Below are 11,849 nucleotides of genomic sequence, written 5' to 3' on the forward strand. Positions count from 1 at the left end.
CAACTGAAAGGAAAAGACATGGGAAAGATCATTGGTATTGACCTGGGTACAACGAACTCTTGCGTGGCCGTGATGGAGAACGGCAAGCCCAAGGTGATCGAGAACGCGGAAGGCGCGCGTACCACACCGTCCATCATCGCTTACACCGAAGACGGTGAGATCCTGGTTGGCGCATCGGCCAAGCGTCAGGCGGTCACCAACCCGAAGAGCACACTGTACGGCGTGAAGCGCCTGATCGGTCGTCGCTTCGACGAGCCGATGGTGCAGAAGGACATCGGCATGGTGCCTTACACCATCGTCAAGGCCAAGAACGGCGATGCCTGGGTGAAGGTGCGCGACAAAGACATCTCCGCACCGGAGATCTCCGCGCAAGTGCTGGTCAAGATGAAGAAGACCGCCGAAGACTATCTGGGCGAAGAAGTCACCGAAGCGGTCATCACCGTGCCGGCCTACTTCAACGACTCGCAGCGCCAAGCCACCAAGGATGCCGGTCGCATCGCCGGTCTGGACGTGAAGCGCATCATCAACGAGCCGACTGCAGCCGCGCTGGCCTTCGGTCTGGACAAGCAGGAAGGCGACCGCAAGATCGCGGTGTATGACTTGGGCGGCGGCACCTTCGACATCTCCATCATCGACATCGCCGAGATCGACGGTGAGCACCAGTTTGAAGTGCTGTCCACCAACGGCGACACCTTCCTGGGCGGCGAAGACTTCGACATGCGCGTGATCGACTTCCTGATCGAAGAGTTCAAGAAGGAGAACGGCATCGACCTGAAGAAAGACATGCTGGCGCTGCAACGCCTGAAGGACGCGGCGGAAAAGGCCAAGATCGAGCTGTCTTCCGCTCAACAGACCGAGGTGAACCTGCCTTACATCACCGCCGATGCGACCGGCCCTAAGCACCTGGCCGTGAAGATCACCCGCGCCAAGCTGGAGAGCATCGTGGAAGACCTGATCGCGCGCACCATCGAGCCGTGCAAGATCGCCATGAAGGACGCGGGCGTGTCGATTTCCGACATCGCCGACGTGATTCTGGTTGGCGGCCAGACCCGTATGCCCAAGGTGCAGGAAAAGGTTAAGGAGTTCTTTGGCCGTGACCCGCGCCGTGACGTGAACCCGGACGAAGCCGTGGCCGTAGGCGCTTGTATTCAGGGCGGCGTGCTGCAAGGCGAGGTTAAGGATGTTCTGCTGCTGGACGTGACCCCGCTCAGCTTGGGTATCGAAACCATGGGCGGCGTGATGACCAAGCTCATCAAGAAGAACACCACCATCCCGACCAAGGCATCGCAGGTGTTCTCGACAGCGGACGACAACCAGTCCGCCGTGACCATCCACGTGCTGCAAGGCGAACGCGAGATGTCTTCCGGCAACAAGAGCCTGGGCCAGTTCAACCTCGGCGACATCCCGCCCGCTCCGCGCGGCATGCCGCAGATCGAAGTGACCTTCAACATCGACGCGAACGGCATCCTGCACGTTTCCGCCAAGGACAAGGCCACCAACAAGGAAGCCAACATCACCATCAAGGCCAGCTCCGGTTTGAGCGAGGCCGAGATCGAGCGCATGGTGCAGGATGCTGAAGCCCACGCCGACGAAGACCGCAAGGCGATGGAACTGGTGACTGCGCGCAACCAGCTGGACACCTTGATCCACACCACCCACAAGTCGCTGAAGGAATACGGCGAGCAGCTGACAGCGGAAGAAAAGTCCGCCATCGAAGCCGCCATCAAGGAAGCCGCGGAAGTGGTGAAAGGCGACGACAAGGAGGCCATCGAAGCCAAGACCGAAGCCCTGGCTACCGCCGCGCAGAAGCTGGGCGAAAAGATGTACGCCGCCCAGCAAGCACAAGCTGGTGGTGATGCGGGCTGCGGCAGCTGCGAACCCGGCGAACAATGCAACGACCACAAGAAGGACGATAACGTGGTGGACGCAGAATTCACTGAAGTGAAAGACAAAAAATAAAGTTTGAAGACGTGAGACGTAAGTCGTAAGCAAAACCTTGGGGTTGCTTTTCAACTTACGTCTTCCGACTTGCGACTAACGACTATGTCAAAAAAAGACTACTACGAAGTCCTCGGCGTCAATCGTGACGCGTCCGATGACGAGATCAAGAAGGCCTACCGCAAGCTGGCCATGAAGTTTCACCCCGACCGCAATCCGGACAATCCGAAGGCGGAGGAGCACTTCAAGGAGGCGAAGGAGGCTTACGAGACCCTGTCCGACGGCCAGAAGCGCGCGGCTTACGACCAATATGGCCACGCTGCGTTCGAGGCGGGCGGCATGGGCGGCGGCAACCCCTTCGGTGCGGGTGCCGGGGCGCAAGGGTTCGACTTCTCCGACATCTTCGGCGACATCTTCGGCGGTGGCCGGGGCGGTGCAGGCGGGCGCAGCAATGTGCATCGCGGTGCCGACCTGCGCTACAACCTGGAGATCACGCTGGAGCAGGCCGCGCGCGGTACCGAGACGCAGATTCGCGTGCCGACCATGGCCGAGTGCGACACCTGCAAAGGTTCGGGTGCCAAGCCCGGCACCAGCCCGACCACCTGTTCCACCTGCCACGGTCAAGGCCAGGTGCGCATGCAGCAAGGCTTCTTCTCCATCCAGCAGACCTGCCCGCGCTGCCACGGCAGCGGCAAGCAGATCACCTCGCCGTGCGGCTCCTGCGGCGGCGTGGGCCGCGTCAAGCAACACAAGACCTTGTCGGTGAAGATCCCGGCGGGCGTGGACAACGACGACCGCATCCGCCTCTCTGGCGAAGGCGAGCACGGCGTGAACGGCGGCCCGGCGGGCGACCTGTACGTGGTCATCCACCTCAAGCAGCACTCCGTGTTCCAGCGCGACCACAACGATCTGCACTGCGAGATGCCGATCAGCTTCGCCACCGCAGCACTGGGCGGCGAGATCGACATCCCCACGCTGGACGGTACGGCGCGCATCAAGGTTCCGCCCGAAACGCAGAGCGGCAAGCAGTTCCGCCTGCGCGGCAAGGGCATCAAGGGCGTGCGCAGCAACACCTACGGCGACCTGCACTGCCACGTCGTGGTGGAGACCCCGGCCAACCTGACCGAGCGGCAAAAGGAGCTGCTGCGCGAGTTCGATGCCATCAGCAGCGGCGACCACGCCAGGCACAATCCACGGGCGAAGTCGTGGATGGATAAGGTGAAGGAGTTCTTCGAGTAAGTAGCACAGGGCAGCGCAAGCTGCCCTGTGTGTTTTGACGTAACGAAAACCAGCACAGGAGCCACCATGCCCATCCAGGCCATCGGCCACATCGTCCTTAAAGTCCGCGACCTCGACCGCGCCGCCGCGTTCTACCGCGATGTGCTCGGCATCAAGGAAGTGATGCGCTACCGTGGGGCGATGGCGTTCTTCTCGTTCGGCACCAATCACCACGACATCGGCTTGCTGCAAGTCGGTGGGCAAGCACCCTCGCCCGCAGCGGATGCGGTCGGGTTGTATCACCTGGCACTCAAGGTGGGCGATTCGCTGGACGAGCTGCGTGCGTGGAAGCAACGGCTGGAGCAGCACGGCGTACCGCTGACCGGGATGAGCGACCACGGCGTGAGCCAGTCACTGTACCTGGCCGACCCGGACGGCAACGAGATCGAGCTGTTCGTGGATGCCGACCCGGCGCTGTGGAAAGACGATCTGGCGGCGGTGATGACGGTCAGGCCGCTCAAGCTGTGAATCACGCCACGGCATCGAAAGCAAAGCGCGCACGCAGGGAGTGGCGTTAGAATCCGGCTTCCATTCATCCAAGGAGGACGGCCATGCAGACCAAGACAGTATTGAACCTGACGATCATCGCAGCAGCTCTCGGGCTCGCCGCCTGCAATACGACCAAGCCTCACGCTGCGACCGAGGCCAAACCGGCAGTTGAAGTGGCAGCACCGGCGCCCTCCCCTACAGCCGCTCCCGCAGCTTCGAAACCGGTCGGTGTCGCCGAGCCAGCGCCCGTAGCCAAGCAAGACGCCGCCCCCGCCAAGGCAGTGACGACCAAGGCAGCTGCGGCTGAAACCAAGGCCGCCGCAAAATCCAAAGCCGATACCAAGAAGAGCGGCAGCGCGACCGCCGCACCGGAAAAGGCTGCGGCCACTGCACCCGCCACGGCTCCCGTCGCACCTGTCGCCGAGGTGAAGCCCGCCGCCGAAACGAAGCCGGCGCCTCCCAAGGCGGCCGCCATCACTCAGGATCAAGCCATGGTGCTGGCCAGAAAGGGAAACTGTCTGGCTTGCCACAAGATCGACAGCAAGCTGATCGGCCCGGCCTGGAAGGACGTGGGTGCGAAGTACAAGGGTGATGCCGCCACCATCGCGGCCAACATCAAGAAGGGTGGCAAGTTCGGCTGGAATCTCGGCGTGATGCCTGCCAAGGGCGGCAGCAGCTTGTCCGACGCGGACATCGCCAGCCTGGCCGGATTCATCGCCACGCTGAGATAAACTCTCTCCGCCAGCGCACGACAGGGCATCCCGAGCGGATGCCCTTGTTCATTCCAGCCTTCAGCAGCGGCTCAAAGCTCGCAGAACCGGCCTGCGGCGAACAGCACGGCACAACGCACCGACTTGGCCGGGAACGAGGCCTGCATCGCCATGCGATACTGCGCCATCTGCCCGGCATGGCGCGCGGCATCACCGCCCGCCTCGCCCATCTTGTAATCCAGCACCCAGACCTCGTCATCGAACTCGACCAGGCGGTCGATACGGCGCAGGTCGCCGTCATCTCCGACATAAGGCAACTCGTTGCTGGCGCGCAAGTAACAGGCCGGATCGAAGAAGCGGCGTAGTTCGACGCGCTCCAGCAGGGCGCGCGCCTGCGGCAACAACTGCTCCAGTTCGCCGGGCGGGATGCGGCAACGCTGCGCCAACGCGGCCTCGTCCGGGCAAGGCGCGCCTGCCGCCGGGGCCAGGTGTTGCAACAAGGCATGCAGCCACACCCCGCGCCGCTGCGCCTCGCTCAAACCGGCACGTCGGCTGCCGACCGGATACGGCTGCCGCAGCGCTTCATCCACCTGCGGTTCGGGCTTACGGATAACGGGCGAGGCGCTCAGCGCCTCGCACAACAAGGGATTCGCCCCCTGCCCCGCCACCGCCGCGATGCGACCGTACCAGCTCTCCTCGCCCGGCTTGCCGTTGCCGCTCACCAGCAGCGCCTGTTTGGCGCGCGTCATGGCGACGTAGAGCAAGTTCATCGCCTCGCGTTCGGCCAGCTTGTCTTCTGCGGTGAAGTAGCGCGCGCGTTTGGCTCCGCGCTGCGGGGAATACAGGGAGAAATGGCCGGGCTGCGCCGCGTCCGGCGACCAGTCCAGCAGCACGCCGTAGCTGTCCGATTTTTCGCGTGCGTCGTTGGCATCGAGCAGCCAGACGATGGGCGCTTCCAGCCCTTTCGATTCGTGCACGGTGAGGAAGCGCAGCGCATTGCCCACCGCACCCAGCTTGCCCTCGTCCGGCGCTTCGTTGTCGCTGGCGGCGCGCAGCTCGGCCAGCTCGTGCAGAAAGCGCGGCAGACTGGGGTAGCGACCGGCGTCCACGTTCAGCGCGATGTGCAAAAAGGCTTGCAGATTGGCCACCACCTGCTCGCGCGCCTCGGGCGGCACGGCGGCGCGATAACGCACCAGCGCATCCGATTCGAAGTAGATGCGGTCGAGCAAGTCGTGCACCGGTAGGCGGTCGGCCAGATTCAGCCAGCCGCGCAACAACCGCTCGGCGCGCTGCAAACTGGCTGAGGCGGTTCCGGCCTCGACCAGCAACTGCAAGCGCCGCCACCAGCTCCCCTCGTCCAGCCCTGCCAGTGCCAGCAGCTCCTCATCCCCGCAATCGAACAACGGCGAACGCAGCACCTGCGCCAGTTGCAGGTCGGCGAACGGGGTGATGAGGAAGGTGAGCAGCGCCTGCAAGTCCAGCGTCTCCATCGCCTCCAGCAGCCCGCCGCGCCGCGAGGTGACGAAGGGGATGTGGCGCTGGCGCAGCGCCTGTTCGTAGATGGCGAGGTGGGTGCGCTTCCGCACCAGCACCATGATGTCGCCGTACTGCGCCGGGCGCACCGTGCCATTCTCCTCATGCACCTGCCAGTGACCGACGATCTCGGCGACCTTGGCGGCGAACTGCTCCGCCTCGGTCTCGCGCGCGCTGCCGTCCTTCTCCGCCCGCGCTTCCAGCAAGGGATTGCGCAGCGTCAGCGCGGCCTCCGCCGTTTCGGCCTTGTCTGGCATCGGCAACAATCCCAGCACTTCGACATGCCCCGGCAGCCCGACGTTGTGCGACTCGTGCGTGACGAAATCGTGGAACACCGGCTGCCCCTCGAACACGCCGTTCACCGCCGCCAGCACCGCAGGCGCATTGCGCCGGGTGACGTTGCGCTTCTGGTGCGCCGCGCCGTAATGCTCGACGAGGAATTCGCGCACCACGTCGAAAATGCGCGCGTCGGCGCGGCGGAAGCGGTAGATGGACTGCTTGGGGTCGCCCACCATGAAAATGGTCGGGCGCGAATCCACCGCGTCCGCCGCCGCGAACCAGGCGCGGAGGATCTGCCACTGCAAGGGATTGGTGTCCTGGAACTCGTCCAGCAGCACGTGTTTGTAGCGGCTGTCGAGCTTGTACTGCATGTATTCGGCGTGGTCGCTGTCGTTGAGCAGGCGCGCCGCCTGCCATTCCAGATCGCCGAAATCCATCTGCTGCTGGCGCTGTTTCAACTGCTGATAGCAATCCAGCAAGGCCGCGCCGCAGCGCAGCGCATGGCTGTTGAGGGCGTACACCTGGCGGTCGTCCAGCTCGCCGCGCAGGGTATCCAGTTGCTCGAACAACTGGTCGCGGGCGACTTCGTAGGCATCGACGCTCTGCTTGCCCACCGCCTTGAACGCGCGCGGCTTGCCCGCCTGGGTGTACATCTGCTCGCACACCGCAAGGAATCGCGCCTCGCCCGCGTTGTCCGTCCAAGCCTGCTCCAACTTGTTGGCCGCCGTGCGCTTGGCCTCGGTATTGCCCGCCGCCAACTGCCCGGCGAACGCCATCACCGCCTGCGCACTGCACGCATCCTGCGCCCAATCCGCCAGCGGATCGCGCGTCTCGTCGATCTCCAGCTCCTCGCGCAACCGCGCCAACGCCCAATCCACCGGCTGACTTTGCCCAGCGACATACGCCTGCCACTCGTTGCGCAGCGCGACGAACTTGAACAGCAGCGCCCGCGTGTTGTGCAGCCCGATGTCGGCCAGCAAAACCTGCATGGACTGCTCGGCGACACTGCCCGGCGCATCACCCAACTGGTCGGCGAACATGCGCCACGCCTCGTCCTGCAAAGCCTGCGTCTGCTCCAGCAGACTCACCCCGCCGGGCGCTGCCGCCAGCGGCGCGCGCTGCATCAACTGCATGAACCAGCCGTGGAAGGTGTTGATGGTGAGCGGCGGCTGAGCCTGCAACACCTCCGCGAACAGCGCCCGCGCACGCGGCAAAGCGGATTCCACCTCCGCCTCATCCAGCGCCCGCTCGCGCAAGAACTGCCGCACCTGAGCCTCGTCCGCCACCGCCAGCAGATGCAGCCAGTCATGCAACCGCTGCTGCATCTCCTGCGCCGCCTTGCGCGTGAACGTGATCGCCAGAATCTCGGCAGGCTTAACCCCCGCCAACAACAACCGCACCACCCGCGACACCAACAACCAAGTCTTGCCGCTGCCCGCACAGGCTTCAACGACGATGCTGCGGGTGGGGTTCAGGGCGGTGTGGTTATCCATGTTCGATAAAATTTGAAAGGGAGGCTTGGATGAGGGACGAACCCCGGCAAGGTGTGTGGTGCGAGGTAAATGCTGGGGTTCGCGGGCTCACGCTTGTCCGCTCATCAGCGATTGGAATAACTCAATGCTAATCATTCGCTTAATTGATTCAATAAACTCGGGCTCAATTGAAATTGCAAAAGCAATTAGTCCTCGCAAATGTGGCACATCTTCCGGTGGGATTTGCCCCAAAGAAAAATGATGGGCCATAGACCGTATTTGACGTTTTTTTTCGCGACCAAGTGATGGCCTTCCTTCGTTGGACAATACCAAGCCAGTCAATTCTCTCCTAAACTTATTTGAGACGAAAACCGTCTTTTTTTCATTAAGTGATACGCGAGGATATTGCGTTTCTCGACACAACTGGCGAACAAAGTTATAAGCATCATTCAGCACTTTCGGTGTATTAGTCGACAAAGCAAGGTCATCAGCATATCGGGTATATGCAATCTGGTTGGCATCACAGTATTCAGCTAAAGCGGTATCAAATTTGAACATGATCGTATTTGAAACGGCTGGCGAGCTTGGTGCGCCAATCGAGAGTACATAATTTCTGCTCACGAGTTCATAACGGAACAACAATCTAACTAGAAGGTTGGCATCCTCATCTGAGACTTCCAAATACGACTTGAGGTGGTCAAAGAAATTATTGCCCGTTATCGAGGGGAAGAAATTCTCAAAATCAAGTTTGAGAAGATAGCGGTTGCCAGCATGAGCCACTGCGTGATCTTTGATACTGCGACCCGGTCGATATGCAGTTGCTGCATTATGTATTGGCAATAGATTTACGTAGTTAGCAACTGCCCATTTCTGAAGAATTTTAATTTCTGCAGTAGGCTGCGCAATTAATCTTCTTCCTCTCCCATGTCGCTTTTCGATGTAGTGCAGTTTGTAACGCGATGCGGCTGTCAGAAGCAGAAGTTGAACTTCTCGCCGAGTAAGTGTGAAGTCTTGCTGAATTCGCTCAATTAGACCCATTTTATTTCCCCATGGATCTTTGCATATGCTTTTGAACGTACTGCCTCCTTTGATAGCGCTGGTAACGCAGTTGTTAATTTAAATCGTGATCTTTCAAACTTTGACTTAGCTTCTTCTGGTGCTGAATAATCAAAAAAGCGAATCCGCTCTTTAGGTGGCACGAAATATCGCTCGGTTAAATGCCCTGACTCAACAATTAAGTCCAACAGTTGTAGAAGATTTAACATTCGCTTCAGGCGTTTTGCTTCGTGCTCAATGCCCATAAAAAGGAGCAACTCTTCAATCTCCTTCTTTGTTAGCGCGCCAAATAACTCAACCAAGTCAGCAATCAGAAGAAATTGGTCTCGTGTGCTGTTTGAATTAAACCGATGAGTTTTTGGCAATGTAACAACCTTGGCTTTAAGTGCTTCGCCAACGCCAACGACTTCTGGTTCAAACAATTTGGGGTCACTAGTTGAATCAACGACACAAATAGCTGAAGAGCTGTGAGCTTCTTCAATTCTTCTAATTGGCCCAAGTTTGATAAACGACGGCGCATCGTAATGATCTTTGGCGACAACCACCAAAAGACGCTCGCACAGAACGTCATCCATGCAGAATGCGCCTAGTTCGGCTAAAGCACCTTCACACTCTGAAAAAAGGAGGATCCCTCTGGATAAACACCCTGCATCTCGTTCGAAGTCAACGAGATTGTCGTACCCTTCAAACTGATTCCACTCTTTGTAATCTTCCGGCTTTATCAAGTATTTTGATAAGTCATAACTTGAACTAAACGCCCAATCGAGGAAGACGCTGCGGCAAGATGCATACTTATTATTGATGTCGGAGGCTGCTCCGCCGAATACCAAGATGAGCGGGGAAAGAGACTCAATACGAGTCTTTGGCGGCGATATTGACGCTTTGAAAGTCTGGATCGCGTTATTAAACACGGAGGGGAAGTATCAATTACCTTAAATTAGGCACGAAATCGAAAGTTTTCGATTCGGGCGCTTCTGCATCTAGCCCGAATCGAAAACTTTCGATTTCGTGCCGTTGATGCACTCCACTGCAACTCAGTCTGGCGAAACGCCCGACAATTGATAGCTGAAACAACTTGCCACCATTCACGTAATTGATAGCGCAGTGTAGTTGATAAGCTGTTCCACAATCAAGAAACAATTGTGCGGTTTCGGCTCATTTTCTGAAAGTTGGCTAAATGACGCAGCAAGTGCTTCCCCTTTATTTCATGAACTGACAACGCCCGCGTCAATACGGACACCTATCTTGCGCCAGCTGCTATCCCGGGGAATCCTGCCTTTTGCCTCGCGCCATCCATGCAGCGCGATGTACTGTGGGCAGTTCTGCAAGTGGGTGAACTCTATGGTGCACGGCGGTGTGTGTCAACTTGCCCACCATGCAGCCTCTAATTCCCCTCGCCCTCCGCCCACCATCCCTTTCGGCACAGCCCTTTCATCGCGCAATACGCGCACACTTTGTCTACGCCGTTGGCGGGCCGAAATAATCGGGGACAGCCTCCCGGCAATACCGCCCCACAAATTTGATGAAAACGCCCCGTCTCAGCCTTGATTCCGATACCGCCTGGCTTTGACCGGCGGTGGCAAGCCTGCGAAGTCAAATGCCCTCACCTCTTCCGCCAGCCGGAATGCCGGAACTAGCTGATCTATGGCTGCGCCGCTCATTTCTTCGCCGATGTGAGTCCGCCATTGTTCGAGGATGAGGGAGGACATTTCGCGCAGGGTGGCGATGGCCAGGTCGCGCTCCACGCCCATTTCGCTGGCGGAGGTGATGAGGCTGGCTGGGGTGGCAATCACGCTGCCGGTGTGAATTTGCAGGCACAGACGAACAGGGCCGGTTGCCGGGGCGGCGACGATGTCGAAGGCGGGCGATAGCGCCCAGCCTGCTTCGTGGATCAGGGCGTGGTTGCGGGCGTGGTCGTCCATGTTGGAGACCAGCGCGTTGAACGCCAGCCTTTGCCATAACTCAGGTCCGATCTCGGCGCGCGTCCAGCGGCGCGCTTCGAAACGCAACAAGGGGTAGGACTTGAGTTGGCCGTCGCGGCGCGGGTCGCCCATGCCCAACACGGTGTGGGCGCTGGCGAAGCCCAGCCGGGTGTGCCGTTCCGGCGTACCGGACAGGTCGAAGCGTTTGACCAGAATGACCAGACGACCATCGGGCAGTCGGTGCAGCCGCGATTCACACGCCCGTATGCCGCAGCGCGCGGCCAGTTGCAGCATGGCGTGCTCGTTCGCCGCGCCCTTGCATTCCGGGTCGCCCTTTTCGGGGAACTTGGCGATCCAAAAAGCGCCCGCATCGTAGGCCAGCAACTTGGGCTTGGCTCCGCCCATGCTGGTGCCGGGCTGTATCGCCTGAGCCAGAGCGGTGTCCGCCAGGGGGAAGCCCGCCGATACGGCGTCGATCTCTTGCAGCGTATAAGCCCGCAGACGATGTTCGGCATGAAAACTGAGGTTGCCTGCGCCGTCCTCCGGCGCGTGTTGCAGAATGCCGATCTCGTCCAGTGCGCCATGCTGGCGGATGAGCTGGTCGCGCCCCCAGGCATCCGGCCCAGCATCGCGGATCACGCCGTAGACGCCTTCGTTGCGCGTTTCCTTGCGTGGGCGCGCGATCAGCACGGTGGGATCGAGGAAATAGCTGTTCTTCCGGCTACGCCAGTCTTCGTCGTAGCTGAACGCGCCCACGGCGGTATCGGGATTCCAGACCAGCTGGCCCGCCAGCGTCTTGTGAAAATCACCGGGCAGTTGCGCATAAACGGCGATGCGCGACTCAGCCATTGCGCACCCGCTGGGGCAGTTCGCTGGCGACGAGGCGCTGCTCTTCGTCACTCAGGCTGGTGGCAAGAATCTCACTCATGATGCCGAGCGACCATAGCACCGCCATGTAGTTACCAATGGATACGAAGGGCGAGCCCTTTTCGATCTCGGTTAGCGTGGAGCGGCTGATCCCCGCCATCACGGCCAGATCGTCTTGCCGCAGACGCTGTATCTTGCGCGCCACCACAATGCGCCGACCCAACCCATGCAGGTTGTCGGTGACAGTGGGGGGGAATGCGGCTGTTTTTTTAGTGAGTGTCATATCGCACATAGTATTAACTAGA

General features: G+C 60.1%; 9 protein-coding genes. 4 read left to right on the forward strand and 5 right to left on the reverse strand.

Annotated features, from left to right (window positions below; translation table 11 throughout):
- The first annotated feature begins 18 nt into the window (after positions 1-18).
- From dnaK to DM08_RS12805, 4 genes are all read left to right on the forward strand, one after another.
- Entirely contained in the window at positions 19-1,959 is a 1,941-nt protein-coding gene (gene dnaK, locus DM08_RS05630; protein ID WP_035383781.1) for a molecular chaperone DnaK, read from the forward strand.
- Positions 1,960-2,043: 84 nt separating this feature from the next.
- Positions 2,044-3,177, forward strand: a complete 1,134-nt coding sequence (dnaJ, locus tag DM08_RS05635; RefSeq protein WP_035383678.1) for a molecular chaperone DnaJ — start codon at positions 2,044-2,046, stop codon at positions 3,175-3,177.
- Between the two features lie 66 nt (positions 3,178-3,243).
- Complete coding sequence (locus tag DM08_RS05640) at positions 3,244-3,684, forward strand: VOC family protein (RefSeq protein WP_035383679.1); 441 nt, start codon at positions 3,244-3,246, stop codon at positions 3,682-3,684.
- A gap of 83 nt (positions 3,685-3,767) precedes the next feature.
- On the forward strand, positions 3,768-4,436 hold the full coding sequence (locus DM08_RS12805; protein WP_051937815.1) for a c-type cytochrome: 669 nt from the start codon (positions 3,768-3,770) through the stop codon (positions 4,434-4,436).
- 71 nt (positions 4,437-4,507) lie between these two features.
- Here DM08_RS12805 and DM08_RS05650 read toward each other — a convergent pair whose 3' ends face one another.
- The 5 genes from DM08_RS05650 to DM08_RS05665 all read right to left on the reverse strand — a co-directional run bounded on the left by DM08_RS05650 (position 4,508) and on the right by DM08_RS05665 (position 11,827).
- The gene (locus tag DM08_RS05650; RefSeq protein WP_035383680.1) at positions 4,508-7,720 is read right to left on the reverse strand and encodes a UvrD-helicase domain-containing protein; all 3,213 of its coding nucleotides are present in this window, start codon (positions 7,718-7,720) and stop codon (positions 4,508-4,510) included.
- Positions 7,721-7,807: 87 nt separating this feature from the next.
- Positions 7,808-8,737, reverse strand: coding sequence for a retron St85 family RNA-directed DNA polymerase (locus DM08_RS12520; RefSeq protein ID WP_081908787.1), 930 nt, complete (start codon positions 8,735-8,737; stop codon positions 7,808-7,810).
- Positions 8,728-9,666 (reverse strand): retron St85 family effector protein, encoded by a 939-nt coding sequence (locus tag DM08_RS12810; RefSeq protein ID WP_152555787.1) that lies wholly within the window; start codon positions 9,664-9,666, stop codon positions 8,728-8,730. The genes DM08_RS12520 and DM08_RS12810 overlap by 10 nt, the downstream gene beginning before the upstream one ends.
- A 627-nt stretch (positions 9,667-10,293) precedes the next feature.
- Positions 10,294-11,526 carry a type II toxin-antitoxin system HipA family toxin gene (locus DM08_RS05660; protein ID WP_051937816.1) on the reverse strand — a complete coding sequence of 411 codons (1,233 nt, stop codon included), beginning with the start codon at positions 11,524-11,526 and terminating at the stop codon, positions 10,294-10,296.
- A complete protein-coding gene (locus DM08_RS05665; protein WP_161780264.1) occupies positions 11,519-11,827 on the reverse strand; it encodes a helix-turn-helix domain-containing protein in 309 nt (102 codons plus the stop codon). The genes DM08_RS05660 and DM08_RS05665 overlap by 8 nt, the downstream gene beginning before the upstream one ends.
- Positions 11,828-11,849 lie beyond the last annotated feature (22 nt).

Origin of the sequence: Ferriphaselus sp. R-1, from assembly GCF_000746095.1 — a bacterium.
Lineage (GTDB): Bacteria > Pseudomonadota > Gammaproteobacteria > Burkholderiales > Gallionellaceae > Ferriphaselus.

Coding starts and splice junctions, on each gene's coding strand:
- DM08_RS12805 (WP_051937815.1), top strand. CDS start 3,768: ATGCAGACCAAGACAGTATTGAACCTGACGATCATCGCAGCAGCTCTC.
- dnaJ (WP_035383678.1), top strand. CDS start 2,044: ATGTCAAAAAAAGACTACTACGAAGTCCTCGGCGTCAATCGTGACGCG.
- DM08_RS05660 (WP_051937816.1), bottom strand. CDS start 11,526: ATGGCTGAGTCGCGCATCGCCGTTTATGCGCAACTGCCCGGTGATTTT.
- DM08_RS05665 (WP_161780264.1), bottom strand. CDS start 11,827: ATGACACTCACTAAAAAAACAGCCGCATTCCCCCCCACTGTCACCGAC.
- DM08_RS05640 (WP_035383679.1), top strand. CDS start 3,244: ATGCCCATCCAGGCCATCGGCCACATCGTCCTTAAAGTCCGCGACCTC.
- DM08_RS05650 (WP_035383680.1), bottom strand. CDS start 7,720: ATGGATAACCACACCGCCCTGAACCCCACCCGCAGCATCGTCGTTGAA.
- dnaK (WP_035383781.1), top strand. CDS start 19: ATGGGAAAGATCATTGGTATTGACCTGGGTACAACGAACTCTTGCGTG.
- DM08_RS12520 (WP_081908787.1), bottom strand. CDS start 8,737: ATGGGTCTAATTGAGCGAATTCAGCAAGACTTCACACTTACTCGGCGA.